Consider the following 26,230-nt stretch of genomic DNA (forward strand, 5'->3'; position numbering starts at 1 on the left):
TGAAATATAAGGATTTATTGTTCTTGGAAAGATTGGCTGTCTCTGTTTGGAGATTTTTTTGTGCCTGAAAAGATCGCAGCCTGCGGCAGCTCCTACAGGGAAACGCTAAAACCCTTGTAGGAGCTGCCGCAGGCTGCGATCTTTTGACCTGTGAAATATCTATAAATAGAGATGCGTATCTCGTTATGGAGACTCAGCAATCCCCAACGCCACCATTTTCTTGTACAGCGTCGACCGCCCAAGCCCCAGCCGCGCCGCCGCTTCAATCACCTTGCCCCCGCATTGCGCCAGGGTGGTTTCGATCAAGTGCCGGTCGAAGCGCTCCCGCGCCGCGCTGAACGTCTCGTGTTCCAGCGGCTCGAGGGGCAATGGCGCCACGCGCTCAACCGGGGTAAACGTCCCGATGGCGGCGCGGATGTCCGTTGCCGAAAGCCGCAGGTCATCACTGAGCAACGCGGCCCGCTCCAACACGTTGCGCAGTTCGCGAATGTTTCCCGGCCAGGCGTGTTGCCCGAGCAGATCCAGCGCTTCACTGTGCAACTCGTGCTGACTGCGCAGTTCTTCAAGGATCGCCTCGCTGAGCGCTGGCAAGTCGTCGAGACGGTCGCGAAGCGGTGGCACCTGGATTGGCAAGACATTGAGGCGGTAATACAAATCCGCACGAAACTCGCCGCGCTTGATCGCCGCTTCTAGGTCGGTCGAGGTTGCAGCGATCACCCGCACATCGCTCTGGATCACCTCGTTAGAGCCCACCGGTTCGAATTCCTTTTCCTGCAACACGCGCAATAATTTACTTTGCAGCGGTAACGGCATGTCGCCGATTTCATCGAGAAACAACGTGCCGCCCTGGGCGATTTGCAACTTGCCGGCGCGGCCCTTGCGATCAGCGCCGGTAAAGGCCCCCGGTGCTGTGCCGAAGAACTCGGCCTCGAGCAACGATTCCGGAATCGCCGCGCTGTTGATGCTGACAAACGCCTTGTGCGCTCGCGGCGAAGCATTGTGGATCGCCTGCGCCAGCAACTCCTTTCCGGTGCCGGTTTCGCCGAGCAACAACACCGGGGATTCGGTGCTGGCGCTGCGCCGGGCACGCCGTTTGACTTCAAGGCTGGCGGCGCTGGTGCCAATGAAGTGGGCGAAGTTGTATTTGGTCTGCCGCGCCCGCAACAGTGAGCGGGTCGATGCCAATTCTTCCTGCATGCTCATGTAACGTTTGAGCATCGGCGAGAGACTTCGCAATTCATCGAACAGGGCAAAGCCGATCGCGCCGATGACTTCGCCGGCATCGTCATGAATCGGCAGGCGCATGACCACCAAGGGTTCTTTGGGCGTGTCCTGCATGTCGAGCAGGATCGGCCGGCCGGTGCGCACCACTTCACGCAGCAGGCTGCCGGGGATCACGCTTTCGCAGGCCTTGCCGATGGCGCCCTCGGCCGATTGCAGGCCGAAGCGCCGGGCATAGCGCTCGTTCATCCAGACGATGTTGGCGTCGCGGTCGACGATCACCGTGCCTTCACTCGACTGCTCGATGATCTCGAACAACGAGCGGATCGCCAGCAGGCGGACGCGCTGGTAGTCCTTGAGGCTTTCGGTGGTGTTCATGGAATATCGGTCCTGATTTTAGGTTGTCACTACCGGCCTCATCGCGGGCAAGCCCGCTCCCACAGGTTTTGTGCGTTCCCTGTGGGAGCGGGCTTGCCCGCGATGGCCGCGACCCGGTTCAATGTCATGCGCCGGATTATGCCTGCCCCACATGCGCCGCCGCCAACAGCTCCTTGGTGTACGGATGCTGCGGCGCATCGAATACGTCGTGGCTGGCACCGCTTTCCACCACCTTGCCATCCTTGACCACGATCATGTCGTGCGCCAGGGCGCGGACCACCGCCAGGTCATGGCTGATGAACAGGTAGGTCAGGCCATGTTTTTCCTGAAGCTGACGGAGCAGGGCGACCACCTGTTTTTGCACCGTGCGGTCCAGCGCCGAGGTCGGTTCGTCGAGCAGAATCAAAGCCGGTTTCAGCACCAGCGCCCGGGCAATCGCAATGCGTTGGCGCTGGCCACCTGAAAACTCGTGGGGATAGCGATGACGGCTTTGCGGGTCCAGGCCAACTTCCTGCAAAGCCCGAATCACCTCGGCATTGCACTCTTCGGCGCTTAACTGGCTATGCACCTCCAGGCCTTCGCAAATAATCTGCTCTACCGACATTCGGGGGCTGAGGCTGCCGAAGGGGTCCTGGAACACCACCTGCATTTTCTTGCGCCATGGCCGTAGTTCTTTCTGCGACAAGCCATCGAGCGCTTCACCCTGAAAACGGATGCTGCCTTCGGAATCCAGCAGGCGCAGGATCGCCTGGCCCAGCGTCGATTTGCCCGACCCGGATTCGCCAACGATGCCCAGGGTCTTGCCACGCTGGATGCTCAAGCTGATGCCGTCTACTGCATTCAAAAACGTCTTCTTGCGAAACAGTCCGCCACCCACGGTGAATTGCACGCGCAGGTCGTCCACTTCCAGCACTTTCTCGCGCTCGTCCCGCGGCAACGCTTCACCCTCGGGCTCGGCGTTCAGCAGCACGCAACTGTAGGGGTGTTTCGGTTCGGTAAAAATGGTCTCGCACGTGGCTTGCTCGACAATTTCCCCGGCCTTCATCACGCAGACCCGCTGGGCAATGCTGCGCACCAGATTGAGGTCGTGGCTGATCAGCAGCAATGACATGCCGAGCCGCCGCTGCAATGATTTGAGCAGCAACAGAATCTTGCGCTGTACGGTAACGTCGAGCGCGGTGGTGGGTTCGTCCGCAATCAACAGCTCCGGCTCGCAGGCCAGGGCCATGGCGATCATCACTCGCTGACGCTGGCCGCCGGACAGTTGATGGGGATAAGCCTTTAGCCGTTCTTGCGGTTTCTGGATGCCCACCAGATGCAGCAGCTCAAGAATCCGCGCCTGTGCCGCTTTGCCGGCCATGCCTTTGTGCACGAGCAGGGTTTCGCCAATTTGTTTTTCGATGCTGTGCAGAGGATTCAAGGAGGTCATCGGCTCCTGGAAGATCATCGCAATCCGGTTACCGCGCAGTTCACGCAATTTCTTGGCGTCGGCACCCACCAGTTCCTGGCCTCGATAGCGGATGCTCCCGGTCGTCTCGGTCCCGCATTCAGGCAGCAATTGCAGGATCGAGTGCGCAGTTACCGATTTGCCTGAGCCGGACTCACCCACCAGCGCCAGGCACTCGCCGGGGTGAATGTCCAGGCACAGATTACGCACGACGGTCTGGCCGCTGAAGGCTACGCTGAGGTCACGGATTTCGATCAGATTGGTCATGTCTACAGTCCGTATCAAGACCGTGGATCAAAGGCGTCGCGCAGCGCTTCGCCAATGAACACGAGTAAAGAAAGAATCAGCGCCAGGGTGAAAAACGCAGTCAACCCCAGCCACGGTGCTTGCAGGTTTTGCTTGCCTTGGCCGATCAATTCGCCCAGGGATGCGCTGCCGGCCGGCATGCCGAAACCGAGGAAGTCCAGTGCTGTGAGGGTCGATATGGCGCCGGTGAGAATGAACGGCAGATAGCTCAAGGTCGCGTTCATGGCGTTGGGCAGGATGTGCCGCACGATCACCTTGCGATCGCTCAGGCCCAGCGCTCGCGCCGCCTTGACGTATTCCAGATTGCGGCCGCGCAGGAACTCGGCGCGCACCACATCCACCAGCGCCAGCCATGAAAACAGCGCCATGATCCCCAGTAGCCACCAGAAGTTCGGCTCAACGAACCCCGACAAAATAATCAGCAAATAGAGCACCGGCAGGCCGGACCAGACTTCCAGCAACCGCTGGCCCAGCAAATCCACCCAGCCGCCGTAATAGCCTTGCAGGGCACCAGCGGCGATGCCGATCAACGCACTGACCAATGTCAACATCAAGGCAAACAGAATCGACACCCGCGCACCGAAAATCACCCGGGCCAAAACGTCCCTTGCCTGGTCGTCGGTGCCCAGCCAGTTCACTTCCGAAGGCGGGCTCGGTGCAGGTTTGTTCAGGTCATAGTTAGGCGTGTCATCGCTGAACGGGATCGGCGGGAACAGCAGCCAGCCGCCGTCTTTCTTGATCAGTTTCTGCACGTAGTCGCTGCGGTAATCGGCCTGGAACGGCAGTTGCCCGCCGAACTCCTGTTCGGTGTAGCGCTTGATGGCAGGGAAGTACAGAGAGCCTTGATAACTGACCACCAAGGGCTTGTCGTTGGCGATGAGTTCGCCGCCCAGGGTCAACAGGAACAAGCCGACAAACAACCACAGGGACCACCAGCCACGGCGGTTTTTCTTGAAACGTTCGAATCGACGTCGGCCTAACGGCGAAAGCTTGAACATCAGGCGTTCCTCGCGGCGAAGTCGATGCGCGGATCGACCAGCGTGTAGCACAGGTCGCCCACCAGTTTTATCAGCAGGCCGAACAGGGTGAAGATGAACAGCGAACCGAACACCACCGGATAGTCCCGTGAAACGGCGGCTTCGTAGCTCATGCGGCCCAGACCGTCGAGGGAAAAGATCACTTCGATCAGCAGTGAGCCGGCAAAAAACACGCTGATGAAGGCCTGGGGAATCCCGGACACCACCAGCAACATGGCATTACGAAACACATGGCCGTACAGCACGCGGCGTTCGCTCAGGCCCTTGGCGCGGGCTGTGACCACGTACTGGCGAGTGATTTCATTGAGGAACGAATTTTTGGTGAGGATGGTCAGGGTCGCGAAGCCACCGATCACCAATGCCGTCACCGGCAATACCAGGTGCCAGAAGTAATCGGCGATTTTGCCCACGGTCGACAGTGACTCGAAGTTGTCCGACACCAGCCCGCGTACCGGGAACCAGTTCAGCGAAGTCCCCCCGGCGAAGACCACGATCAGGAACATGGCGAAGAGGAACGCCGGCATCGCGTAGCCGATGATGATCGCGGTGCTGCTCCAGATATCGAAATGACTGCCATGGTGCACGGCCTTGCGGATACCCAGCGGAATTGACACCAGGTATGTGATCAGCGTCGCCCAAAGACCCAGGGAAATGGTCACCGGCATTTTCTGCAGGATCAGGTCAGTGACCGTGGCTCCCCGGAAAAAGCTCTTGCCGAAATCCAGTCGAGCGTAACTGGTCAGCATCAGCCACAGGCGCTCGTGCGCAGGCTTGTCAAAACCGTACTGTTTTTCGATGTCCTTGATCAGTTGCGGGTCGAGGCCTCGGCTGGCCCGGGAACTGGTCATGGTCTCGCTTGAACTGCCACCGACACTGGCGCCGCCAATGCCTTGCAAGTGGGCGATGGCCTGTTCCACCGGCCCGCCCGGCGCGGCCTGGACGATGACGAAATTGACCAGAAGAATGATCACCAGCGTCGGAATGATCAGCAGCAAACGCCGCAGAATGTAGCCCCACATCAATGCGGTCCTCCGGGTTTGCCACGGCGGATGCGCTCGGCGGTCATTTCCTGGTTGGTCAGCGGCGTGGTGCTCATTTCCCACCAACTCTCGATGGCTTCGTCATTGCTGGCCTGCACGTTCGGTATGCCGAAGCGGTTCCACCAAACGGTGGACGTTCCTGGCGGGTAATAGTTGGGAATCCAGTAGTAGTTCCATTGCAGCACCCGGTCCAGCGCATGCGCGTAGCGCAGCATGTCGGCCTGGGTATTGGCGCGTACCAGTCCGGTGATCAACGTATCGACCGCCGGGTTTTTCAATACCATGTAATTGTTGGAGCCCGAATCGGTGGCCGCGGCCGAACCGAAATAGTTGAACAGCTCGCCGCCCGGAGAGGTCGTGACCGGGTAGCCGGTGACGATCATGTCGTAGTCGCGACTCATCAGGCGATTGACGTACTGCGACGAGTCGATGCGACGGATGTTCAGGTCGATGCCGATCTGCTTGAGGGTGCGTTTGTAGGGCAGCAGCAGGCGATCCATGCCGTTCTGGCTGACCAGGAAGGTAAAGCTGAGCGGCTCGCCATCGGCATTGACCAGTTGATCACCTTGCGGCTTCCATCCGGCCTGCTCCAGCAGCTCCAGGGCTTGCAGTTGCTTGTCACGGATAATGCCGCTGCCATCGGTTTTCGGCGCCTGGAAGACCTGGGTGAAGACTTCGTCGGGAATCTGTCCGCGTAACGGTTCGAGAATCGCCAGTTCGCCAGCGTCCGGCAGTTGCCGGGCGGCGAGCTCAGTGTTGGAGAAAAAACTCTGCTGGCGGATGTACATGTTGCGCATCATCTGCCGATTGCTCCATTCGAAGTCCCAGAGCATGACCAGCGCCTGACGCACCCGGCGGTCCTGGAACATGGGTTTTTGCAGGTTGAACACAAAGCCTTGGGACGGCTGCGGCGCTTCGACGGCCAGATGCGCCTTTTGCAGGCGCCCATCGCTCAACGCCGGGCTTTCGTAGCCGATGGAGTAGCCGGTGGCGGAAAACTCGCGGTTGTAGTCATAGGCGCCGCCTCGCAAGACTTGGCGGGCAACGTCGGTATCACCGAAGTACTCGATGCTGAAGTGATCGAAGTTGTACAAACCACGGCTGACCGGCAGATCCTTTCCCCACCAGTCGGCGTTGCGCTCGAAGGTGATACTGCGCCCTGAATCGACCTTGCCCACTTTATAGGGGCCGCTCCCCAGCGGAGGCTCATAACCGCCACCACCAGCGAAATCGCGGGTTTTCCACCAATGCTCGGGAAATACTGGCAGGGTGGCGATATCCAATGGCAGGGTACGGTTTTCGTTGTTCTTGAAGTCGAAGCGCACGGTCAGCGGCGACTCCACTTCAACACCTTTGACGTCGGCGAACTGCGTGCGATACCGCAGGCTGCCCTGGGTCATCAGCAGGTCAAAGGTGTAGCGCACATCATTGGCGGTGATCGGTTTACCATCGGCAAAACGCGCCTTTGGGTTGAGATAAAAACGCAGGGACAGTCCGTCATCGGAGCGCTCCATTTTCTGCGCTACCAGGCCGTACACCGTGTAAGGCTCGTCCAGCGAACGCTGGGCCAACGGCGAATAAAGCAGGCCGTCGATCTGCGAGACGCCGATGCCTTTGTCGATGTACGGCAAGACATGGTCGAAATGCCCGATCTCGATAGCCGAACGACGCATCGTCCCGCCCTTGGGCGCCTGCGGATTGGTGTAGGCAAAATGACTGAAGCCCGCCGGATACCTGGCCGGCTCGCCGTATACGGTCAATGCATGTTGCGGTGCAGCGTTCACACCGGCGGCGCCGAACAGCAAGGCCACGGCAGTGAATAACAAAGTAGGGAAAGCCAGTCGCATTGTCAGCCTTAGAGCCGGGTGGTCGTTAACGACAATTTGTACGCTAGCGGCGCGTCCCTCGCCAGCCGAATTACGTATGTGAAACACAACGGCCCACCAAAAAGGCGGGCCGTAGCGTAGAGACAGCAGGCGTCGATCAGTCCTGACGGCTGGTCACTTCCAGCAGGTGATAACCGAACTGGGTCTTGACCGGGCCTTGCACGACATTGATCGGTGCGCTGAAGACCACGGTGTCGAATTCCTTGACCATCTGGCCAGGACCGAACGAACCCAGATCACCGCCCTGGCGGCTGGAAGGGCAAGTGGAGTTCGCCTTGGCGATTTCGGCGAAATCTGCGCCAGCCTCGATTTGGGCTTTGAGTTCGTTGCACTTGTCTTCGCTGGCAACAAGAATGTGACGGGCAGTGGCTTTAGCCATGGAAAAATACTCCTTTCAATGTTCGGTAAAGTGCTGAGCCTACCGGATTCAGTGAGCGATTTCTTCTCAAAGTTCCATTACCGGCAGCCTGGGCGGCAGGCACCCTTTATAGCCCGGCTTTTTTCAGGCGTTCGGCGTGATGAACGTACAGATCAATCGGGTCGATGGTTGTTGGGCGCAGGCTGGTTGACTGGCTGATGACCTCCAGGTGGTCCAGCGGGTAGTCGGACCGGATGATCGTGCCCAAATGTGAGCTGTATCGGCCGACCAAGCCATCGTTTTGCCCGGCCTCAGTGATGAAGTATCGGGAAAGCGCCCGCATGAGTCCGTGTAGCGGGTTCAGGGCATTCGAACCTTCATCCAGGGGATTGTCCGGCAGAACGCCGCTCCAGGAGTAATAGCGCACACCATTGACCTCTTCACGACCCTTGCCGCCCCAGGTTTTAGGCAACCCTTGCGGGTATTTGTCGTTGAATTTTCCGACGCCTTCTGTGGTCAGGGCATTCAGCGCGGCGACGGCGTTTTGCGGAAGGGAAGGGTTGCCGCTGAGCAACGACAGGAAGTCTGCGAACAACGTCACGACCGTTTCAGCGACTTGCTCTGGCAAACGTCCCGGTTCGAGGGCCTTGCGAAGAAAGTCGGCCAGCTCCGATCCGTGGTTTGGCCCACTGACCGACGTCACAGAAGCGACCGACTGTGGCGCAACCGCAGCAACATACCTTGCAGCGAGTGCGCCCTGACTGTGACCGATCAGGTTGACTTTGTTGGCGCCTGTGCCGTCCAGCACCCGTTTGATCTGTGCCAGCAACTGTTCGCCCCGTGCTTCGTTGCTGTGGGTGGCCGATAAATGCGGTACGAAAACCCGGGCTCCCGCACTTCTCAGGGCTTGTTTTACGTCATGGAAGAGCCCGAACGGACCAATTCGGTCAAAGCCGAACAGTCCATGGACCAGCAGAATTGGGTAGTGAGTGTTTGCATTCCGTTGCATGGAATTTACCTTTTTTCGGAGGGTTAAGGAGGTGCCATGGGCCTCACTCTAAAGCACCCGGACGGGCGTGTGATGTATGAAAAAACCGCTGTAAGTTGATGAAAACGGTATAGAAATCGTACGAAAACTCGGATGTGTATGAAGTCTTGATCGGAATATCCAGGCATCTTTTCAGCGAGTAATGTGCTTCTTTGAACAATGGCCTACTGCACGCGTGCCCTTTTTCCTCTCCCGTAAGGACGATCTCCGGCATCGCGAACGGTTCGCATCGGGTTCAATAGGCCACCTTCGTTGCCTGATCCTCAAGGCGACACTCATTCCAAGGACCGGAACCGATACATGACTATTCACGAAACAAGCATTGCACTGCCATTGATGCCGTCCCCTCTGCTGGAACAAGCGCAGAACGGTGTGCTGGATCCTTCCGACCCCAGAGCGGTCATCAGGGTCCGTCCTTATCCGGGCATGACCTGCGGCGACAGATTGCTGTTGAGCTGGTCGGGCCTCGACATCGAAGGCCTGGTCTACACGCATCACACGACACGTTTTGTCAGTGAAGAGCAGGTTGGTCACGACATCGTATTTGTCGTGTCGAGTACCCACATCGCGGTACTTGACGGTGGTTCACTGGAAGTTTCCTACATGCTTCACACCGCCTCGCGGGCGTTTCCTGCGTATTCATCACGCTTGCAATTGAATGTCGGTGACGTCAGTCAGGACTTGCTGCCGGCGGTTGCAGTCGACGCAGTGGGCGGGACGATCGACCCGGAGCGGGTGCCTGAAGGCGCGCTTGTCACGATCAGGCCCTATGCCCGGATGGCTGAAGGTGACCGGATTTTGCTGGCGTGGGCGGGTGTTTCTGCGCAGGCAAGTTGCGACGATACGCTGGTGGTCGAGTCATTTGCAGTGGGCAATGAACTGTCCTTCTGGATCAATCCGGATTGCATTGCTCCCAATCTCGGTTCGCGTATTTCCCTCAGCTACTGCGTTCAGCAAAAGGGCCAGGTCCCTCGATATTCTGAGGAAGCGCGAATACTGATCGGTCCGCTGTCGCGCCAGCCATTGCTGCCTCCGTCGGTGCTGGAAGCAGAGGAAGGCTCGCTCGACCTGCAGGATGCGATGGATGGCATCACCGTCGTGATCAATGGCGCACAAACCGAAGAGGGTGAGTTGGTGTACCTGAAATGCGATGGCGACTATTTCAATCACCGCGATGACCGCGAGATAACGAGGGAGATGGCCGGTGAGCCATTGGTGTTCATCGTTCCCTACAGGTTCTGGCGTGAGCACCGGGGCACGACGATTCGAGTCGCTTACTCCGTAGAGCGGCTTGATGACGAGAGTCAGGAGTCAGAGGCGACGTTGGTTCAGGTGCAGGCCTAGAAACTGCAGGCGCCACCAACCAGTCGCGATTTGACGACTGGTTGGTGGTCGCATGGTTACTGCGAGGTGCGCTGTGCACGCAATTGATCTGCTGCCCGACGCAGCAGTGCTTCCGTGCTGCTCCACCCCAGGCAGCCATCGGTGACCGATACACCATATTTCAGCGGCGAACCCAGCGGCTGGCAACCCTCGAACAAATGGCTCTCGATCATCATGCCGATCAGCGAGCGATCACCGTGCAGGCGTTGTTCAAGCACGTCATTGAATACCGCGGGCTGGCGCAACGGGTCTTTACCGCTGTTGGCGTGGCTGCAATCGACCATGATTCGGGCGGGAATCTTCAGCTTGGTCAAGTCGGCGTGCACCTTGGCAATGCTGGCGCGGTCGTAGTTCGGTCCGTGATGGCCGCCGCGCAGTACCAGGTGGGTATCCGCGTTGCCCGGAGTCTGGATAATCGCCGGATGGCCCTGGCTGTCGACGCCGAAATGCCGATGTGGATGGGCAGCCGAGCGCATGGCGTCACTGGCCACGGTTACACCACCATCGGTGCCGTTTTTGAAACCGACCGGCATGCTCAGGCCGCTGGCCATCTCCCGGTGGATTTGTGACTCGGTGGTGCGGGCACCGATGGCGACCCAACTGAGCAAGTCATCGAAGTAACCGGCCGCCATCGGTTGCAGCAATTCGGTCGCTACCGGCAATCCAAGCTGAAGCATTTCGCGCATCAGGTCACGGGACAAGGTCAGGCCAGCGGCCATGTCGTCGCTGCCATCGAGGTGCGGATCGTACGCCAGACCTTTCCAGCCGACGGTGGTGCGGGGTTTTTCGACATAGGCGCGCATCACCAGCAGCATGTCTTCACTGACATCGGCGGCCAGGCGGGCCAGGTTGCCGGCGTATTCGAGCGCTGATTCGGGATCGTGAATAGAGCAGGGGCCAACAATGACCAACAGGCGAGAATCATGGCCATCAAGGATCGCGCGGACCGCTTGGCGGTGGGCAGCGACTTGCTGGGTCAGGGCATGGGTCAGCGGCAGTTGCTGCTTGAGTTGCAATGAGCTGGGCAGACGCAGGGTCAGCGATTCATTGGCAGGGCTCAGGGTGGACAGTGGCAGAGCAGAGACGGACGAATTCATGTTCAGGCTTCCTGGGCTGGCAGCGGGTTCACCCGCGTGCTCGGCCCTAGTGGGGTGTTCGACAATTAGCCGGATTGGCTGCGTGTGTGTGCTTGCCACCTGTGGGTGACCGATCGGAGGCGGCAGGCTGTCCCGAACGGAGGGTGGTAAATCGCCAGGCGGTAAAACTGTCGTAACGGTAATAAGTGGCGTAGTTCATGTTCTGGATCCTCTGAATGTCTGGCGTGTCGCAAAAAGTGCTGGGGCTGAAAAAACAAAACCCCCGGTCGGGAGGCCGACCGGGGGTTGAGAATTCTCTGGTGGCGACCCGTTTAAAGTGGGCGCCGTGTGGGTATCAGGCGCGCCAGTGGCTAAACCAATACCCAAAATAAAAGCTGACCGGAGCGCAAACGTCGTTCACCCGGGCAGCCGCAACCGAGCGCAGGGCGCTGGCGGATGAAAGCTGTGAGAGGGCGTTTAACATTGTCTGTCTCCGATGGATGCGCCGAGCTTACTAGAGGCCGGTGCGAGGATTCAATCAGAAAATGCTATTGCTCACTGATGGCGTTTTCTATCGATTGAGCGCTGCAAAGGCTGTGACACACTTCGCGCTACAGCAATAAAACAACATTACAAGGACGAACAAGGAGGCTCAATGGAGTTCAAATGGCATGCCGCGACCGAGGGTGATCTTGAATTCGCGCGAAACCTGACCTGCCGCAATATGTTGCCCTATTACATTCAGCACGATCTGTTGTGGCAAGACAAAGCGTTCGATGTGGCGTGGGCGGGGCGAGACAATCGCTTGATCGTGAGTGACAACGTGCAGCTCGGATACGTCAGCCTGAGTCGAGACGCCAGGGCGTTGTACATCCGCGAACTGCAGATTGACGAAGCATCCCGGGGGCAGGGCGCGGGTTCCTGGGTAATCGATCAGGTTTTTGCCCTGGCGCGCACAGAACGGCTAGCGGCATTGCGGTTGACAGTGTTTGAAAATAACCCGGCGCGGGCGCTGTATGAAAGAAAGGGACTACAGGTGGTCGGTGCGGACGAGTGTTTCCTGAGGATGCAGCTTGACGTCCATGAGCCGTATCGCTGAAACACGCATGCCACAAGCCTTTCAAGATGAATTGAAACTTTTTATCTGCTGCTTTCTGCTAGGTCTGCCAGTCGCTTTTTGCTAAGGTGTCGGCAACCCAATAAGACCATATTGCGAGGTGTCTGCTTGATTAGGGTGCTAGTAGTCGATGACCATGATCTCGTTCGTACAGGCATTACACGAATGCTGGCTGACATCGACGGCCTGCAAGTGGTCGGCCAGGCTGAATCAGGTGAGGAATCCCTGCTCAAGGCGCGTGAGCTCAAGCCCGATGTGGTGTTGATGGATGTCAAAATGCCTGGCATTGGTGGTCTTGAAGCCACCCGCAAACTGTTGCGCAGCCATCCGGATATCAAAGTCGTCGCGGTGACAGTGTGCGAGGAAGACCCGTTTCCTACACGGCTGCTGCAAGCCGGCGCGGCGGGCTATCTGACCAAGGGCGCCGGTTTGCCGGAAATGGTCCAGGCCATCCGCCTGGTCTTCGCCGGTCAACGCTACATCAGCCCGCAAATTGCCCAGCAGCTTGCGATCAAGTCTTTCCAGCCGACCAACGATTCGCCGTTCGATGCCTTGTCGGAACGGGAAATCCAGATTGCATTGATGATCGTCGGTTGTCAGAAAGTACAAATTATTTCCGACAAACTGTGCCTGTCGCCGAAAACCGTTAATACCTACCGTTACCGCATTTTCGAAAAGCTTTCGATCAGCAGTGATGTCGAGTTGACGCTGTTGGCGGTACGTCACGGCATGGTCGATGCCAGCCTCTGAAAATGACCCAATCCTTTGATCCAGGCGCCTTCCTGTCAACCGTCAGCGGGCGCCCCGGCGTGTATCGCATGTTCGACAGCGATGCGCGTCTGCTTTACGTCGGCAAGGCCAAGAACCTCAAGAGTCGCCTTTCGAGCTACTTCCGCAAAACCGGTCTGGCGCCAAAGACGGCTGCCTTGGTAGCGCGAATCGCTCAGGTCGAAACGACCATCACCGCCAATGAAACCGAAGCCCTGTTGCTTGAGCAGACGCTGATCAAGGAATGGCGTCCGCCGTACAACATCCTGCTGCGCGACGACAAATCCTACCCGTACGTTTTTCTCTCCGATGGCCAGTTCCCGCGATTGAGCATCCATCGTGGGGCAAAAAAGGCCAAGGGCAAATATTTCGGTCCGTACCCCAGCGCCGGTGCCATTCGCGAAAGTCTGAGTCTGCTGCAAAAGGCGTTTTTTGTTCGCCAATGCGAAGACAGCTATTACAAGAACCGCACCCGTCCATGTCTGCAATACCAGATCAAGCGCTGTAAAGCTCCCTGCGTCGGCCTGGTGGAGCCCGAGGTGTATGCCGAAGATGTTCGGCACTCGGTCATGTTCCTCGAAGGCCGCAGCAATGCGCTGGCCGACGAGTTGTCTGCCGGCATGGAAGAGGCAGCGATCAATCTCGAGTTCGAGCGCGCCGCCGAATTGCGCGACCAGATCTCTTTACTGCGCCGGGTCCAGGACCAGCAGAGCATGGAAGGCGGAACCGGCGACGTCGATGTGATTGCAGCATTCGTCAACCCGGGCGGTGCTTGCGTTCATTTGATCAGCGTGCGTGGCGGGCGTGTATTGGGCAGCAAGAACTTCTTCCCGCAAGTGGGTATAGAAGAGGACGTTTCCGAGGTCATGGCGGCGTTTCTTGGCCAGTACTTCATCAGCAGCCCTGAGCGCGACTTGCCGAGTGAGTTGATCGTCAACGTGGTCCATGACGACTTCCCGACATTGATTGCAGCCATTGATGAGCTGCGTGGTCGTGAGCTGAGCATCAGTCACCGGGTGCGTGGCACGCGGGCACGCTGGCAGCAACTGGCGGTCACCAACGCCGAGCAGGCCCTGAGTGCGCGCCTGGCGAATCGTCAGCACATTACGGCGCGTTTCGATGCGCTGGCAGAGGTGCTGAAGCTCGACGAGCCACCGCAGCGTCTGGAGTGCTATGACATCAGTCACTCCAGCGGTGAAGCGACGGTGGCGTCTTGCGTGGTATTCGGCCCCGAAGGTCCGATCAAGGCAGACTACCGTCGCTACAACATCGAAGGCGTTACCGCCGGCGATGATTACGCGGCGATGCACCAGGCGCTGACCCGGCGCTTCAGCAAGCTGAAGGACGGGGAGGGCAAGCTACCGGATATTTTGCTGGTGGACGGCGGCAAAGGGCAGTTGTCCATGGCGCGTGACGTGCTCAACGAACTGGCGGTGCCTGATCTGATTCTGCTCGGTGTCGCCAAGGGGGCAACGCGCAAGGCGGGTTTCGAAACGTTGTACCTCAACGATGCCGCTCACGAGTTCACCCTGCGCGGTGATTCGCCCGCCTTGCATTTGATCCAGCAGATCCGCGACGAAGCCCACCGTTTTGCGATTACCGGGCACCGCGCCCGACGCGGCAAAACTCGCCGAACGTCTACGCTTGAGGGCGTTGCCGGAGTCGGGCCAACACGTCGTCGCGATTTATTGAAACATTTTGGTGGATTGCAGGAGCTGTCTCGTGCCAGCATCGAAGAGATCGCCAAAGCTCCCGGGATCAGTAAAAAGCTCGCAGAGTTGATTTATGCAAATCTGCACAGCGAGTAGAATGCCCCCTCACCTCGTAGCCAGTTGTGCCGATGAATATCCCTAATCTGATTACCGTTCTACGCGTCCTGCTCATACCGATCTTCATTTTGCTGTTTTACCTGCCATACCAATGGAGCTACCTGGCGTCCGCGTCGGTGTTCGCATTTGCCGCGGCCACAGACTGGCTGGACGGGTATCTGGCCCGCCGTCTGGAGCAGAGCACGCCATTCGGGGCCTTTCTGGACCCCGTTGCCGACAAGCTGATGGTTGCCGTTGCCCTGGTTCTGCTGGTACAGGAACACGGCAATCTGTGGCTCACGCTGCCGGCTGCGGTCATCATCGGTCGAGAGATCGTTGTTTCGGCCCTGCGCGAATGGATGGCCGAACTCGGTGCCCGTGCCCACGTGGCCGTGTCGAACCTTGGCAAATGGAAAACCGCCGCGCAAATGCTGGCGTTGGTGATTCTGCTGGCCAATCCGTCGGACTTCAGCTTCTGGGTGCTGCTGGGTTACACCTTGCTCATGGTCTCCGCCGGCCTGACATTGTGGTCCATGGTCCAGTACTTGCGGGCTGCCTGGCCGCATCTGAAGACCGACGTTGAAAAGAAATAAAACTTTTTTGAATCAAGGGGTTGACGGGGCTTCTGGATTCTATAGAATGCGCCACACCAAGACGCGGGAATAGCTCAGTTGGTAGAGCACGACCTTGCCAAGGTCGGGGTCGCGAGTTCGAGTCTCGTTTCCCGCTCCAAGTTTGTACGCATTTGATGTCGCGCTACTGACAGCAAATGTTTTGAGGCCGAGTAGCAAAATGGTTATGCAGCGGATTGCAAATCCGCCTACGCCGGTTCGATTCCGACCTCGGCCTCCACTAATAAACAACCCCGTAGATCGATGATCTACGGGGTTTTTTATTGGGCGGTGTTAAGGCTAGTACGTTGCGTCGATTGCGACTTCGGTGACCACTGTAGAGAAGCTCTGTAGATCCATGATTTACGAAGCTTTTTTATTTTTCGCGCCAGCAAGAATTAGTCTCGAAAAATACCAATGCGTCCTTGCTTCACGGGGAAGGGATGTATATATTTCCACCCTCTGATTCACCGCGCTACCGCCCGAATGGCGAAACTGGTAGACGCATGGGACTTAAAATCCCCCGCTCGTAAGGGCGTGCCGGTTCGATTCCGGCTTCGGGCACCATCTACATCAAGGGTTTGCGAGCGAAAGCTAATGCAAACCCTTGTTTTTTTCCGGTTAGCTATTCTGAATATGTTGCGCAATTCACTGAGTTCAATGCATCAGGGAAGGAACAAGCGCGGCCAGTCGGTCGAACAGGACTGCATCTGTTAAATACATCATTTCACCGCTTCTGTGGTCTTCAGCTTCCCAGTCACCATTTGACAGCGGGCGGAAAAACACACGCTGATCGAACAGATTGGTAACACTCAGGCCTAGATGCCCCTGATTTTCAGAGGGTTCGAATTTCACCGTTTTCTCAATCACTTTTATAGAAAATGATTGAACGCAATCGGTGAATTCGGGAAGGATTGGCGAGTTCCTGGATGTTGAAATTTCCTGGATATCATCCAGAAGAGTTTCGATCTTGGAAAAAAGCTGTGGAGCTAACGCTTGGAGTCGAGCCCTTTGCTCTTCTTTATTACGACACTCTTTTTCCTTTGCCTCCGTGAGCTTTTTGATTTTTTCGATGAGAATGTCTCGGTTGCTCATGACTCAGTCCTTGATATTGAATGACGATCACTCCTGACCGAAATCTTTGGCATCAGCTTGATTTCGGCTCGCATGGAGCTGTTTGGCTTGGCTAGCTGATTCTTAGTCGCTCACAGATGTTTGCCACTGCCTATCGAACCTGCCTTGCGTCGATCTTCACCGGCAGGGTTGCCGCTGTTGATCAGCCGTCTTTCCAGCAAAATGTTTTGCAGCGCCTGACGGTCTGACGGGGCCAGTTGATGCTCGCGCTCCTTGAGCTCAAGCAGGATCGGGCTTGACCACTGTCGATAGGTTTGTTCCGCACTACGAATGGATGACATCGCTTCCTCCTTGAACCGGCTCCCGCCATTGAAGGCGCCGCTGTTCGATACGACACCCTAGACGAGGAAGCCTGATGCTGCCAATGCAGCACGTCGGACTAATTGTTGAAATGAGTGAAATGACGAGCGCTCCGAGATTTCGATTGGCTCGCCATTTCCTGCCCGCCACAGGAGGGGCGTGACCTGGTCGAAGCGTTCAAGCGCATGTCGTTGCGTGAAATCCTGCAAGCTGCTGGCAAGGTGCAGTGAGCGAACAACGCGTTTCCAACTATTTGGCTTTCCAGCTGCCACCACCGGTTTCGCAATCGATTTTGGCTTGCGCGAGGTTTTCGGCGTTGTAGTAATACGTCGATACTTGCGCGTTCTCAGGAATGTTTGGGGCCTTGCTGTTTTTGTCTTTGCTGGTGGATTGAGGGTTGGCCAGCGACTCGGGCGTCAGCCTGCCCACGCAAGTGGCCTGGTAGCGATCTGCACACTGCGCGACTTTCTTCTTGGTGCTACTGAGCATTTCCTTGCTTTCATTGCTGCACGACCAATCGATGGCGTCGACGGGCATGTTTTCGTATTCATAGCAGGTGTGGGATTCGATAACCGGAACGGAAGGGCTTTGCGAGCGGGTGATGACATCGCAGCCTTGGGCCATTGTCAGGGCAGGGCAAAGGCTGGCGATCAGAAGCAACAGTCGACTGTTCATGCAGATTTCCTCACCAATAGCCCCTTGGATCAGAAGGCTTACAGGATTTGAAAGACAATCGGCCGTCGCGTTCAATTCGTTTAAGGGCTTGCAGGTTTGGCGGCCAACCGCGGCCGCCAAACCGATGAGCTAAACGAAAGGTTGGCCCGTGAAACCACGAGGCAGTCGTTGCTGGCCGGCCATGGCAGTAAGCCGTTCGGTCCAGGCCTGGCGCCAGTCGTTGACGGTATGAATGGCTTTGGCTTTGCGCGCGGCCCGACGTGCTGCGTTACGCTCGGTTTTGCGTGCTTCCTTGAACGCGTCGGTATTGCGGCAGCTTCGGCATTTAACCCGGTTGAGTTCTCGGGTGGAGGTGAGATTGCTGCCCTTATGACCGCAGGCCAGGTGCCCGCTGATTTTGAAGTGAGTAACCATCAAACGTCTCCTTCGTGACGTGTGATCGTTGGACCTCACGTGAACGTGGACGTTCGTGGCTTTGCCGGGGCAAAAAAATCCCGGCGTCTGGCCGGGTGGGGAGCAGCACGAATAGCGCAGGCAGGCACATGCCCGGTGACAAGAAGGTCGCCGATCACGTGTCCCGCGTCGGTACGTGTTTCGTATCGATTGTCTGGATCAAATCATCTGAACCGTGGCAGCGGTGGCTCAACAGGCTTGAGCGACGACAGGGTGTTGCGGATCAGTGGCGTATCCTTTTCGATGTCGTTCAGACGATCGCGGATTCTGAGGGCCGTTGGATGACCGCCTTGATGGTCGACCCAATCGGCGATTTCCTTGCACGCGGCCGCCAAACGAACCTGGCGCGAATCAAGCAGGGTGAGCAGGGTGGTGATGGACTCTTTTTCGGACATGGGAAACACCTCCGTTGAAGACACCTGGCAGGGCAGTAAAAAGCCCGCAGGGAGCGAGCTGTCTACCGATGGGACGCTGGTCTTCCAGCTCTCTTCAGTATAGACCCGTAAACGCCCGTGCAGGCTCGTCAGCCTTGCCGGGCTGTCACTTGTGATCGGGCATTCAACTGTCGGCAAACATGCCGCGCATCCTCTTCAAGATCGTAGCCGTCACCGATGAAACCGTTGGTACGGGTATCGGCGATGCGGTACCAGACCGCAGCGTCAGGTGGCAGGTGATCGGTTTCGCCGGCCCGACGGCCATGAATGATGATCTTGTTGCAGCGCTTCACGACGAATATGTCTTCCATGGCTTCACCGCAGCTGATTCATGTACAGATCAACTATAGAAGTCATTTGTCATCGTGCAAAAAATAGGCAGGTCAATTCGTCGGTTCAGACGCCAGCTTTTCCAACAGCATCGCCAGCGCGACTTCTTCGGCGCGCAGCCCTTTGCGCGTTCTCGGTCTGGGCAATTGCGCCAGTGCGCCGAGCAAAAAACCGTCGAGCACCCCTGGATGGATGTAGCACTTGCGACAGACTGCCGGCGTATTGCCCAACTGTTTGGCGACGTTTTTCACCATCTCCACCACGTGCCGTTTCGCTTCCGACTCGGGCTGCCACTGCAATTTGCGCAATACCGCCAGCGCCAGTGCGCTGCCGGCCCAGGTTCGGTAATCCTTGGCGGTGAAGTCGGCGCCGGTCAAGGTTTGCAGGTAGGCGTTGACGTCGGCTGAGGTGATGGTGTGCCGCTCTCCGTTTTCATCGAGGTATTGAAAGAGGTTTTGCCCGGGAATTTCCTGGCAACGCTTGATGATCCGCGCCAGTCGCCGGTCCTTCACGGTAATTTGATGTTCGATGCCGCTTTTGCCGCGAAACTGAAACAGGATCGCACTGCCATTGATCTCCACGTGGCGACTGCGCAGGGTGGTCAGACCGTAGGAGCGGTTGTCCCGGGCATATTGCGTGTTGCCGACGCGAATCAACGTGGCATCGAGCAAGGTGATGACGGTGGCCATGACTTTGTCGCGGCTGAAACCCGGCGCCGCCAATAACGCCTCCAGCTGTTTGCGCAGTTTCGGCAGGGCCTGGCCGAAGTCCCTCAGGCGCGAATATTTGTCGCTGTCGCGCACTTCGCGCCAGCGCGCGTGATAGCGGTACTGCTTGCGGCCACGGGCGTCGCGACCGGTGGCCTGCAAGTGGCCGCGCGGGTCGGTACAGATCCACACATCGGTGTAGGCCGGCGGCACGGCGAGGGCATTGATGCGCCGTATTTCCTCGGGGTCGGTGATGCGTTGGCCCGCCGGATCGAAGTAGCTGAATTTACCCCGCAGTTTTTTACGGGTGATGCCGGGCTGGGTGTCATCGACGTAATGCAGGTCGGAAGGCAGCGCATCGGGCATGGCGATTATCCTTGGTATGGGATCAGGGGCCGTTACAGCCATTGACCCCACGCCGATGCAGTCGTGCCGACGAAGTTACGCCAGCACGGCCACAGCCTTGATCTGCGCCCAAAGTTGCTGGCCCGGATGGACGTTCATCTGATCACGGGAATAGCGGGTGATGCGCGCCAGCAACGGCGTGCCTGCAGCGTCCAGGCGTATCAAAACGTGGGCGGCGTTGTCGGCATTCATTTCACTGACGACGGTGACCGGCAGGCGATTGAGGATGCTGCTTTGCTCGACAGCGTGCAGGCTCAGGCTTATGTCGCGGGCCTGTACTTTGCAGCGCAATGCCTGGCCCGGAACCATGGGTGTATGCGCCACGCGGATGGTCAGCGCTGTGTCGGGAAGTTGCAGGGTCAGCAACTGGTATTCGCCGTCATAGCTGCTCACACGCCCTTCAATCACGACGCCCGCGTCACTGCCCATCGCGAGTGGCAGGTCCAGGCGCGCCAGGGTTTGACCGATAGGACCGCTGGCCAGCGCCCGTCCTTCGCTGAGCAAAACAATGTGGTCAGCCAGTTGCGCCACTTCATCCTGGGAGTGGCTGACGTACAGCACCGGAATGTCCAGTTCATCGTGCAGCCGTTGCAGGTAAGGCAGGATTTCGCTTTTGCGCTTGGCGTCCAGCGCCGCCAATGGTTCGTCCATCAGCAACAGTTTGGGGCTGGTGAGCAGCGCGCGAGCGATCCCCACCCGCTGCCGCTCGCCGCCGGAAAGATGTTGCGGATGGCGATCCAGCAGATGACCGATGCCGAGCAATTCTGTCGCGTGGGCCATGTCGACCCGGCGCTGTTGTTTCGGGATGCGTTTGAGGCCGAACTCCAGGTTGGCCAGCACCGACAGATGAGGAAACAGGCTGGCTTCCTGAAACACGTAACCGAGGGCGCGTTTATGCGGCGCGACGAAAATCTGCTGTTCGCTGTCCTGCCAGACTTCGTCGTTGACCTGGACAAACCCCTGATCGGCTCGCTCCAGCCCGGCAATGCAGCGCAGGCATGTGGTTTTGCCCGAGCCGGAATGCCCATACAGCGCTGTGACGCCACGACCGGGCAACTGCAAATCGACATCCAGGGCGAACCCCGAATAATTCAGTTTCAAGCGCGTGTGAATCATTGATCAGCTCCAGCCCGTTTTGGTTTTTCGGCTGGAGTACAGCGCCAGCAAGACCGCAAAAGAGAACACCAGCATCGCCCCGGCGAGCCAATGGGCCTGGGCGTATTCCATGGCTTCGACGTGATCGTAGATTTGCACCGAGACCACGCGGGTCTTGTCGGGAATATTGCCGCCGATCATCAGCACCACGCCGAATTCGCCCACGGTATGGGCAAAGCCAAGGATGGCGGCGGTGATGAAACCGGGGCGGGCCAGTGGCAGCGTGACGCTGAAGAAGGTGTCCCAGGGATTGGCGCGCAAGGTCGCGGCCACTTCCAGCGGTCGAGTGCCGATGGCGGAAAATGCGTTTTGCAGCGGCTGGACCACGAACGGCATCGAATACAGCACCGAGCCGATCACCAGCCCTGCAAAACTGAACGTCAGGGTGCCGAGCCCCAGCGATTGGGTGAGCTGACCGACGAAGCCATGAGGGCCGAGCGCGAGCAGCAGGTAAAAACCAATCACCGTGGGCGGCAGCACCAGGGGCAGGGCAACGATCGCCCCGACCGGGCCGCGCAACCAGGATTGGGTGCGCGACAGCCATAACGCCAACGGAGTGCCAATGATCAACAGGATGACGGTCGTCAGGGACGCCAGTTTCAGGGTCAGCCAAATGGCGGAAAAATCGGCACTCGTCAGGGTCATTTAGAGTTGGTAACCGTAGGACTTGATGACAGCAGCAGCTTTCGGCCCCTTGAGGTAGTCAACCAGAGCCTTGGCGGCCGGGTTGTCCTTGCCCTTGTTGAGGATCACCGCGTCTTGTTTGATCGGGTCGTGCAGCTCGGCCGGAACGATCCACGCGGAGCCGCTGGTGACTTTGCCGTCTTTATAGATTTGCGACAAGGCAACAAAACCCAATTCAGCGTTGCCGGTGGACACAAACTGGAAGGCCTGGGTGATGTTCTGGCCCTCGACGATCTTGTCCTTGACCTGGTCGGTCAAGCCTTGCTTGGCCAAAACCTGGGTTGCCGCCAGGCCATACGGTGCGGCTTTAGGGTTGGCGATGGACAGATGCCTGTATTGGTTGTCAGCCAACACTTTGCCCTTGGCATCGACGTAGCCTTCTTTGGCCGACCACAGCGCCAGGGTGCCGATGGCGTAAGTGAAGCGCGAACCCTTGACGGTGTCGCCTTCGGCCTCAAGTTTTTGCGGTGTGGTGTCGTCCGCCGAGAGGAACACTTCAAACGGCGCGCCGTTCTTGATCTGGGTATAGAACTGGCCGGTTGCGCCGAACGAGGTCACCAGTTTGTGGCCGGTGTCTTTTTCGAAATCGGCAGCGATTGCCTGGATCGGTGCGGTGAAATTGGCAGCGACTGCCACTTGCACTTCGTCCGCCTGGGCGGAGCCGAGCGTGAAAGTTGCGAACAGGGTCGCCAGGCAGGCTGGGGCAAAACGTGAGGCGCGAATGGACATGAAACGGCTCCGTTATAGGCGGTGTTACGAGGGGGGATAAATCGCTATGTAGGAGAATATATAGCGAAATGCCTGTAAACGGAACGCACCGTATAGCGCACATTTTCATGTAGCAGCTGCCGAAGGCTGCGTTCGGGTCGGGCCGCGTTCGGACGAAGCGATCGTAAACAAGTGCACCCGGTGCATCAGTCAAACACTGCGCACCGGATTGACGACCGCTGCGCAGCCGGATGCAGCCTTTGGCAGCTGCTACGCGGGGTTAGCGGCGGAGCAGTTTCGCTAGGCCTTCTTCGGCCAGGCGGCGGGTCAGTTCTGCGGTGGTCAATTCCACGCCTAGCGTGAACGCCTGCCCGGCCCAGAGGTTGCTGAAATCGGCTTCGCCTTTGGCGCGCAACGGCATGAGAGCGCCACCGGCCAGCGGGAAGGCCGGCGCCTTGGCGCTCATCGGCCCAATCTCACGCATGACCCGGTTGAGGATGCCCCGTGCTGGGCGTCCAGTGAAAATGTTGGTTACCGCCGTTTCGCTGTCCTTGGCGGTACGCAACGCCTTGTGATGTGAGGCACTGACCTTGGCTTCCGGCGTAAACAAATAAGCAGTGCCCACTTGCACCGCCGAAGCCCCCAGCATGAAAGCCGCCGCGACACCGCGCGCATCGGCGATGCCACCCGCTGCAATCACCGGGACTTTAACTGCGTCGACAACCTGCGGCACCAAAGCGAAAGTCCCGACCTGGCTGCTCAGGTCATCACTGAGAAACATCCCGCGATGACCGCCCGCTTCGTAACCCATAGCGATGATCGCGTCGCAGCCATGCTGTTCCAGCCAAATGGCTTCTTCGACTGTGGTGGCCGACGACAGGACTTTGGCTCCGGTGGCTTTTACCCGATCAAGCAGGGTTTTTTCTGGCAGGCCAAAGTGAAAGCTCACGACTTCAGGGCGCAACTCTTCGATCACTTCACAGCTTGTCAGATCGAATGGAGCGCGATTGGATACTGGTGTCGGCGCATCGAAATCGACGCCCAGTTCGCGGTAATAGGGTTCCAGCAGATTTTTCCAGTCTTGCGCCCGTTGCTCGTCGGCGGTCGGCGATTGATGGCAGAAAAAGTTGACGTTGATAGGCCGCTGGCTGTGTTGGCGAATGGTCTTCAGCTCTTGGCGCAGTTGCTCGATGCTCAGCATGGCAGCGGGCATCGAACCCAGGCCCCCGGCGTTGCTGGCCGCGATGACCATTGATGAGTTGGTAGCGCCGGCCATCGGGGCCTGGATGATGGGCAATTCGATCCCGAGCAGATCAATAATGCGGGTGTCTGGCCATGGGCTCATTTTGAGTGTTCTCCGACATTGAAACCGGGCAGGGCGGTCGTAGCGGATTTTTGCAGCAATGACTGATCCAAAGCCAGTCATGTTTTCGCCCACCCATTTCGATGCAATGCGCCGCCACCGCCTCCCGCGACGTCACTGCGCCCCGCAGCATAGGGCCGCGAAAAAAGCATAGCCGCGGCCCATGGAAAAGCGCGAAGGTTTGGCGAATTGGCTTAAAGTCGAGTACGGGATTTTTTTGCGATATGGTATTTAAATCGCACCACAACGGGTGATCTCACCAGGAGGCAGTCATGTTCCAAGGTATTTTGATCGACAAAGACGAAAGCGGTTACCGGGCGACACTGCGACAAATCAACGAAGATCAACTGCCTGAAGGCGACGTCACAGTGTGTGTCGCGTACAGCACGCTGAACTTCAAGGATGGCCTGGCGATTACCGGCAGCAGCCCGGTGGTGCGAAAATTCCCAATGGTGCCGGGCATCGATCTGGCAGGTACTGTCGAAACCAGTGAGCACCCGGACTACAAGGCGGGCGATAAAGTCCTGCTCAATGGCTGGGGCGTCGGCGAAGGGCATTGGGGCGGCCTGGCGCAAAAGGCACGCCTCAAAGGCGACTGGCTGATTGCACTGCCCAAGGCATTCACTGAAGCACAGGCCATGGCCATTGGCACGGCTGGCTACACGGCGATGTTGTGCATCATGGCCCTGGAACGCAACGGGGTGACGCCTGAGCAAGGCGAAGTGCTGGTGACCGGTGCGAACGGAGGTGTCGGTAGTTTCGCCATCGCTTTGCTGAGCAAACTCGGCTATCGGGTCGTCGCTTCCACGGGGCGCCTGTCGGAGCACGAATACCTCAAACAACTGGGCGCTGGCGAAATCATCGACCGTGCCACGTTGTCAGAGCCCGGTAAGCCCCTGGCCAAGGAACGTTGGGCGGCAGTCATCGACTCTGTGGGCAGCCACACATTGGCCAACGCCTGCGCCAGTACCAAGTCCGAAGGCACCGTCGCCGCTTGCGGTCTGGCCCAAGGCATGGATTTCCCGGCCTCCGTCGCACCTTTCATTCTGCGTGGCGTAACCTTGGCCGGGATCAACAGCGTGACCCAGCCTAAAGCTCGACGCGAAGAAGCCTGGGGCCGTTTGGCCAAGGATCTCGACTTCGCGTTGCTGCCGCTGATCAGTCACGAGATCGGCCTGAGTGAAGCCATCGACGCCGCTCCGCGCCTGCTGGCCGGGCAATTGCGCGGGCGGGTTGTGGTGGACGTGAATCGCTGATTACTGCGCTTCGCGATCCAGTAATTGCCGTTTGCGCTCAACACCCCAGCGATACCCCGAAAGATTGCCATCGCTGCGCACCACGCGATGGCAAGGGATCGCCACCGCCAGGCTGTTCGCGCCGCAGGCTTGGGCCACGGCGCGTACCGCTTTCGGCGAGCCGATGCGCAGGGCAATGTCGGCGTAGCTGGCAGTGCTGCCAACCGGAATTTCCCGCAAGGCCTGCCAGACGCGTTCCTGAAACGCCGTACCGCGCACATCCAGCGGCAAGTCGAGGCCGATGGCCGGGGTTTCGATGAAGCCGACAACCTGCGCAATCAATCGCTCAAAGTCTTGATCGGCACCCATCAGATTGGCCCGGCGAAACTTGTCCTGCAGATCGCAGACCAGTTGATGGGGATCATCGCCGAGCAAAATCGCGCACACCCCACGCTCGCTCTGCGCCACCAGAATCGCCCCAAGCGAGCACTGGCCGACGGCAAAACGAATGTCGTTGTTGTGGCCGGCTGCGCGGTACTCGGCGGGTTTCATGCCCAGGAGCTGATCGGCGGCTTCATAAAAGCGACTGTTGGAGTTGAAGCCCGCGTCGTATAACGCCTCAGTTACTGATTGGCCATCCGCCAGGCGCTCGCGCACCCGACGGGAGCGGTGGGCAGCGGCGTAGCCTTTGGGCGTCAGGCCAGTGACGGCTTTGAACACACGGTGAAAATGAAAGCTGCTAAGCCCGGCGATCTCGGCCAACTCGTTCAGGGCCGGAAACGTCTCGGCGTTTTCAATCTGCCGGCACGCGGCAGCAACAGTGGCGGCGTGTTGCGCGGCGATGTCGCTCTGATCCTTGGCGGCGCGCTTGCTGGGCCGATATCCCGCCGCCTGCGCTAGCTCAGCGTTATCGAAAAATTCGACATTTTGTGGTTTCGGCAGTCGTGCCAGGCTGCTGGGGTTGCAGTAGATCCCGGTCGTTTTGACGGCGTACACAAACTGCCCGTCGGCCTGAGGGTCGCGTGCGACGACGGCGGCCCAGCGAGGATCGTTTTCGGTAGCGACTTTTGTCGTCTGGTTTGTCATGGCGATATGTCCGTTGACCCGTTTCCTGCAGATTAACCACGCGACTGTGTCGTCACACTCCGCTGCTTGCGGTCAAA

26 protein-coding genes, 3 tRNA genes and 1 pseudogene are annotated in these 26,230 nt (G+C 58.4%); 10 read left to right on the top strand and 20 right to left on the bottom strand.

Annotated features, from left to right (window positions below; all coding sequences use genetic code 11):
* Positions 1 to 183: 183 nt before the first annotated feature.
* The 7 genes from KVG88_RS01235 to KVG88_RS01265 all read right to left on the bottom strand — a co-directional run bounded on the left by KVG88_RS01235 (position 184) and on the right by KVG88_RS01265 (position 8,682).
* Positions 184 to 1,599, bottom strand: coding sequence for a sigma-54 interaction domain-containing protein (locus KVG88_RS01235; RefSeq protein ID WP_217870037.1), 1,416 nt, complete (start codon positions 1,597 to 1,599; stop codon positions 184 to 186).
* A gap of 136 nt (positions 1,600 to 1,735) precedes the next feature.
* A complete protein-coding gene (locus KVG88_RS01240) occupies positions 1,736 to 3,313 on the bottom strand; it encodes an ABC transporter ATP-binding protein (protein ID WP_150702172.1) in 1,578 nt (525 codons plus the stop codon).
* 14 nt (positions 3,314 to 3,327) lie between these two features.
* Complete coding sequence (locus tag KVG88_RS01245; RefSeq protein ID WP_150702173.1) at positions 3,328 to 4,350, bottom strand: ABC transporter permease; 1,023 nt, start codon at positions 4,348 to 4,350, stop codon at positions 3,328 to 3,330.
* On the bottom strand, positions 4,350 to 5,408 hold the full coding sequence (locus tag KVG88_RS01250) for a microcin C ABC transporter permease YejB (protein ID WP_150702174.1): 1,059 nt from the start codon (positions 5,406 to 5,408) through the stop codon (positions 4,350 to 4,352). The genes KVG88_RS01245 and KVG88_RS01250 overlap by 1 nt, the downstream gene beginning before the upstream one ends.
* On the bottom strand, positions 5,408 to 7,276 hold the full coding sequence (locus tag KVG88_RS01255; RefSeq protein WP_217870038.1) for an extracellular solute-binding protein: 1,869 nt from the start codon (positions 7,274 to 7,276) through the stop codon (positions 5,408 to 5,410). The genes KVG88_RS01250 and KVG88_RS01255 overlap by 1 nt, the downstream gene beginning before the upstream one ends.
* Positions 7,277 to 7,412: 136 nt before the next feature.
* A complete protein-coding gene (locus tag KVG88_RS01260; protein ID WP_150702176.1) occupies positions 7,413 to 7,694 on the bottom strand; it encodes a peptidylprolyl isomerase in 282 nt (93 codons plus the stop codon).
* Between the two features lie 106 nt (positions 7,695 to 7,800).
* Positions 7,801 to 8,682 (bottom strand): esterase/lipase family protein, encoded by an 882-nt coding sequence (locus KVG88_RS01265; RefSeq protein WP_217870039.1) that lies wholly within the window; start codon positions 8,680 to 8,682, stop codon positions 7,801 to 7,803.
* A gap of 339 nt (positions 8,683 to 9,021) precedes the next feature.
* Between KVG88_RS01265 and KVG88_RS01270 the strand changes: the two genes are divergently transcribed.
* On the top strand, positions 9,022 to 10,065 hold the full coding sequence (locus KVG88_RS01270) for a hypothetical protein (protein WP_217870040.1): 1,044 nt from the start codon (positions 9,022 to 9,024) through the stop codon (positions 10,063 to 10,065).
* A 56-nt stretch (positions 10,066 to 10,121) separates the two neighbouring features.
* On the opposite strand, the gene KVG88_RS01275 is transcribed toward KVG88_RS01270, so the two are convergent.
* Positions 10,122 to 11,201, bottom strand: a complete 1,080-nt coding sequence (locus tag KVG88_RS01275) for a 3-deoxy-7-phosphoheptulonate synthase (protein ID WP_217870041.1) — start codon at positions 11,199 to 11,201, stop codon at positions 10,122 to 10,124.
* Between the two features lie 634 nt (positions 11,202 to 11,835).
* Here KVG88_RS01275 and KVG88_RS01280 point away from each other — a divergent pair.
* The 7 genes from KVG88_RS01280 to KVG88_RS01310 all read left to right on the top strand — a co-directional run bounded on the left by KVG88_RS01280 (position 11,836) and on the right by KVG88_RS01310 (position 16,051).
* Complete coding sequence (locus KVG88_RS01280) at positions 11,836 to 12,279, top strand: GNAT family N-acetyltransferase (RefSeq protein WP_217870042.1); 444 nt, start codon at positions 11,836 to 11,838, stop codon at positions 12,277 to 12,279.
* 126 nt (positions 12,280 to 12,405) lie between these two features.
* The gene (gacA, locus tag KVG88_RS01285; RefSeq protein ID WP_008015884.1) at positions 12,406 to 13,047 is read left to right on the top strand and encodes a response regulator transcription factor GacA; all 642 of its coding nucleotides are present in this window, start codon (positions 12,406 to 12,408) and stop codon (positions 13,045 to 13,047) included.
* A gap of 2 nt (positions 13,048 to 13,049) precedes the next feature.
* Complete coding sequence (gene uvrC, locus KVG88_RS01290) at positions 13,050 to 14,873, top strand: excinuclease ABC subunit UvrC (RefSeq protein WP_150702181.1); 1,824 nt, start codon at positions 13,050 to 13,052, stop codon at positions 14,871 to 14,873.
* A gap of 32 nt (positions 14,874 to 14,905) precedes the next feature.
* Entirely contained in the window at positions 14,906 to 15,466 is a 561-nt protein-coding gene (gene pgsA, locus KVG88_RS01295) for a CDP-diacylglycerol--glycerol-3-phosphate 3-phosphatidyltransferase (protein WP_060540641.1), read from the top strand.
* Between the two features lie 63 nt (positions 15,467 to 15,529).
* Positions 15,530 to 15,605: transfer RNA gene (locus tag KVG88_RS01300), tRNA-Gly, on the top strand.
* Positions 15,606 to 15,651: 46 nt separating this feature from the next.
* A tRNA-Cys gene (locus KVG88_RS01305) sits at positions 15,652 to 15,725 on the top strand.
* Positions 15,726 to 15,964: 239 nt separating this feature from the next.
* A tRNA-Leu gene (locus KVG88_RS01310) sits at positions 15,965 to 16,051 on the top strand.
* A 90-nt stretch (positions 16,052 to 16,141) separates the two neighbouring features.
* On the opposite strand, the gene KVG88_RS01315 is transcribed toward KVG88_RS01310, so the two are convergent.
* Positions 16,142 to 16,579 carry a hypothetical protein gene (locus KVG88_RS01315; protein WP_217870043.1) on the bottom strand — a complete coding sequence of 146 codons (438 nt, stop codon included), beginning with the start codon at positions 16,577 to 16,579 and terminating at the stop codon, positions 16,142 to 16,144.
* Positions 16,580 to 16,689: 110 nt separating this feature from the next.
* Complete coding sequence (locus KVG88_RS01320; RefSeq protein ID WP_217870044.1) at positions 16,690 to 16,899, bottom strand: hypothetical protein; 210 nt, start codon at positions 16,897 to 16,899, stop codon at positions 16,690 to 16,692.
* 147 nt (positions 16,900 to 17,046) lie between these two features.
* Between KVG88_RS01320 and KVG88_RS30995 the strand changes: the two are divergent.
* Positions 17,047 to 17,148 (top strand): annotated as a pseudogene (locus tag KVG88_RS30995) (TetR/AcrR family transcriptional regulator); the annotation flags it as partial.
* Positions 17,149 to 17,167: 19 nt separating this feature from the next.
* Here the strand turns inward: KVG88_RS30995 and KVG88_RS01325 are convergent.
* The 9 genes from KVG88_RS01325 to KVG88_RS01365 form a co-directional block, all read right to left on the bottom strand.
* The gene (locus KVG88_RS01325; RefSeq protein WP_217870045.1) at positions 17,168 to 17,593 is read right to left on the bottom strand and encodes a hypothetical protein; all 426 of its coding nucleotides are present in this window, start codon (positions 17,591 to 17,593) and stop codon (positions 17,168 to 17,170) included.
* Between the two features lie 129 nt (positions 17,594 to 17,722).
* Complete coding sequence (locus KVG88_RS01330) at positions 17,723 to 18,007, bottom strand: hypothetical protein (RefSeq protein ID WP_150702202.1); 285 nt, start codon at positions 18,005 to 18,007, stop codon at positions 17,723 to 17,725.
* A gap of 203 nt (positions 18,008 to 18,210) precedes the next feature.
* The gene (locus KVG88_RS01335; protein WP_008031039.1) at positions 18,211 to 18,441 is read right to left on the bottom strand and encodes a hypothetical protein; all 231 of its coding nucleotides are present in this window, start codon (positions 18,439 to 18,441) and stop codon (positions 18,211 to 18,213) included.
* 128 nt (positions 18,442 to 18,569) lie between these two features.
* The gene (locus tag KVG88_RS01340) at positions 18,570 to 18,791 is read right to left on the bottom strand and encodes a hypothetical protein (RefSeq protein ID WP_150702203.1); all 222 of its coding nucleotides are present in this window, start codon (positions 18,789 to 18,791) and stop codon (positions 18,570 to 18,572) included.
* A 72-nt stretch (positions 18,792 to 18,863) separates the two neighbouring features.
* Positions 18,864 to 19,883: a DNA topoisomerase IB gene (locus KVG88_RS01345; protein WP_150702204.1), complete on the bottom strand. Its 1,020-nt coding sequence runs from the start codon at positions 19,881 to 19,883 to the stop codon at positions 18,864 to 18,866.
* Between the two features lie 75 nt (positions 19,884 to 19,958).
* Positions 19,959 to 21,038, bottom strand: coding sequence for a molybdenum ABC transporter ATP-binding protein (modC, locus tag KVG88_RS01350; protein ID WP_217870046.1), 1,080 nt, complete (start codon positions 21,036 to 21,038; stop codon positions 19,959 to 19,961).
* 3 nt (positions 21,039 to 21,041) lie between these two features.
* Entirely contained in the window at positions 21,042 to 21,722 is a 681-nt protein-coding gene (gene modB / locus KVG88_RS01355) for a molybdate ABC transporter permease subunit (RefSeq protein ID WP_217870047.1), read from the bottom strand.
* The gene (gene modA / locus KVG88_RS01360; protein ID WP_225933833.1) at positions 21,723 to 22,490 is read right to left on the bottom strand and encodes a molybdate ABC transporter substrate-binding protein; all 768 of its coding nucleotides are present in this window, start codon (positions 22,488 to 22,490) and stop codon (positions 21,723 to 21,725) included. It lies immediately after the preceding gene.
* A gap of 259 nt (positions 22,491 to 22,749) precedes the next feature.
* Positions 22,750 to 23,814 (bottom strand): NAD(P)H-dependent flavin oxidoreductase, encoded by a 1,065-nt coding sequence (locus tag KVG88_RS01365; protein ID WP_217870048.1) that lies wholly within the window; start codon positions 23,812 to 23,814, stop codon positions 22,750 to 22,752.
* 290 nt (positions 23,815 to 24,104) lie between these two features.
* Here KVG88_RS01365 and acuI point away from each other — a divergent pair, with 290 nt between their 5' ends.
* The gene (acuI, locus tag KVG88_RS01370; RefSeq protein WP_217870049.1) at positions 24,105 to 25,088 is read left to right on the top strand and encodes an acrylyl-CoA reductase (NADPH); all 984 of its coding nucleotides are present in this window, start codon (positions 24,105 to 24,107) and stop codon (positions 25,086 to 25,088) included.
* Here acuI and ada read toward each other — a convergent pair whose 3' ends face one another.
* Positions 25,089 to 26,153, bottom strand: a complete 1,065-nt coding sequence (gene ada / locus KVG88_RS01375; protein WP_217870050.1) for a bifunctional DNA-binding transcriptional regulator/O6-methylguanine-DNA methyltransferase Ada — start codon at positions 26,151 to 26,153, stop codon at positions 25,089 to 25,091.
* Between the last annotated feature and the right edge of the window lie 77 nt (positions 26,154 to 26,230).

The sequence above is a fragment of the Pseudomonas azerbaijanoccidentalis genome, assembly GCF_019145495.1.
GTDB classification, from domain to species: domain Bacteria; phylum Pseudomonadota; class Gammaproteobacteria; order Pseudomonadales; family Pseudomonadaceae; genus Aquipseudomonas; species Aquipseudomonas azerbaijanoccidentalis.

Excerpts from the sequence above, each read along its gene's own strand:
- KVG88_RS01345 (WP_150702204.1), bottom strand. The coding sequence starts at position 19,883 with ATGCCCGATGCGCTGCCTTCCGACCTGCATTACGTCGATGACACCCAG.
- KVG88_RS01265 (WP_217870039.1), bottom strand. The coding sequence starts at position 8,682 with ATGCAACGGAATGCAAACACTCACTACCCAATTCTGCTGGTCCATGGA.
- KVG88_RS01280 (WP_217870042.1), top strand. The coding sequence starts at position 11,836 with ATGGAGTTCAAATGGCATGCCGCGACCGAGGGTGATCTTGAATTCGCG.
- KVG88_RS01335 (WP_008031039.1), bottom strand. The coding sequence starts at position 18,441 with ATGTCCGAAAAAGAGTCCATCACCACCCTGCTCACCCTGCTTGATTCG.
- KVG88_RS01275 (WP_217870041.1), bottom strand. The coding sequence starts at position 11,201 with ATGAATTCGTCCGTCTCTGCTCTGCCACTGTCCACCCTGAGCCCTGCC.
- KVG88_RS01240 (WP_150702172.1), bottom strand. The coding sequence starts at position 3,313 with ATGACCAATCTGATCGAAATCCGTGACCTCAGCGTAGCCTTCAGCGGC.
- modB (WP_217870047.1), bottom strand. The coding sequence starts at position 21,722 with ATGACCCTGACGAGTGCCGATTTTTCCGCCATTTGGCTGACCCTGAAA.
- KVG88_RS01365 (WP_217870048.1), bottom strand. The coding sequence starts at position 23,814 with ATGAGCCCATGGCCAGACACCCGCATTATTGATCTGCTCGGGATCGAA.
- KVG88_RS01250 (WP_150702174.1), bottom strand. The coding sequence starts at position 5,408 with ATGTGGGGCTACATTCTGCGGCGTTTGCTGCTGATCATTCCGACGCTG.
- KVG88_RS01315 (WP_217870043.1), bottom strand. The coding sequence starts at position 16,579 with ATGAGCAACCGAGACATTCTCATCGAAAAAATCAAAAAGCTCACGGAG.
- KVG88_RS01320 (WP_217870044.1), bottom strand. The coding sequence starts at position 16,899 with ATGTCATCCATTCGTAGTGCGGAACAAACCTATCGACAGTGGTCAAGC.
- acuI (WP_217870049.1), top strand. The coding sequence starts at position 24,105 with ATGTTCCAAGGTATTTTGATCGACAAAGACGAAAGCGGTTACCGGGCG.
- KVG88_RS01260 (WP_150702176.1), bottom strand. The coding sequence starts at position 7,694 with ATGGCTAAAGCCACTGCCCGTCACATTCTTGTTGCCAGCGAAGACAAG.
- KVG88_RS01325 (WP_217870045.1), bottom strand. The coding sequence starts at position 17,593 with ATGAACAGTCGACTGTTGCTTCTGATCGCCAGCCTTTGCCCTGCCCTG.
- uvrC (WP_150702181.1), top strand. The coding sequence starts at position 13,050 with ATGACCCAATCCTTTGATCCAGGCGCCTTCCTGTCAACCGTCAGCGGG.
- KVG88_RS01270 (WP_217870040.1), top strand. The coding sequence starts at position 9,022 with ATGACTATTCACGAAACAAGCATTGCACTGCCATTGATGCCGTCCCCT.
- KVG88_RS01245 (WP_150702173.1), bottom strand. The coding sequence starts at position 4,350 with ATGTTCAAGCTTTCGCCGTTAGGCCGACGTCGATTCGAACGTTTCAAG.
- KVG88_RS01235 (WP_217870037.1), bottom strand. The coding sequence starts at position 1,599 with ATGAACACCACCGAAAGCCTCAAGGACTACCAGCGCGTCCGCCTGCTG.
- KVG88_RS01330 (WP_150702202.1), bottom strand. The coding sequence starts at position 18,007 with ATGGTTACTCACTTCAAAATCAGCGGGCACCTGGCCTGCGGTCATAAG.
- KVG88_RS01255 (WP_217870038.1), bottom strand. The coding sequence starts at position 7,276 with ATGCGACTGGCTTTCCCTACTTTGTTATTCACTGCCGTGGCCTTGCTG.
- modC (WP_217870046.1), bottom strand. The coding sequence starts at position 21,038 with ATGATTCACACGCGCTTGAAACTGAATTATTCGGGGTTCGCCCTGGAT.
- KVG88_RS01340 (WP_150702203.1), bottom strand. The coding sequence starts at position 18,791 with ATGGAAGACATATTCGTCGTGAAGCGCTGCAACAAGATCATCATTCAT.
- pgsA (WP_060540641.1), top strand. The coding sequence starts at position 14,906 with ATGAATATCCCTAATCTGATTACCGTTCTACGCGTCCTGCTCATACCG.
- ada (WP_217870050.1), bottom strand. The coding sequence starts at position 26,153 with ATGACAAACCAGACGACAAAAGTCGCTACCGAAAACGATCCTCGCTGG.
- modA (WP_225933833.1), bottom strand. The coding sequence starts at position 22,490 with ATGTCCATTCGCGCCTCACGTTTTGCCCCAGCCTGCCTGGCGACCCTG.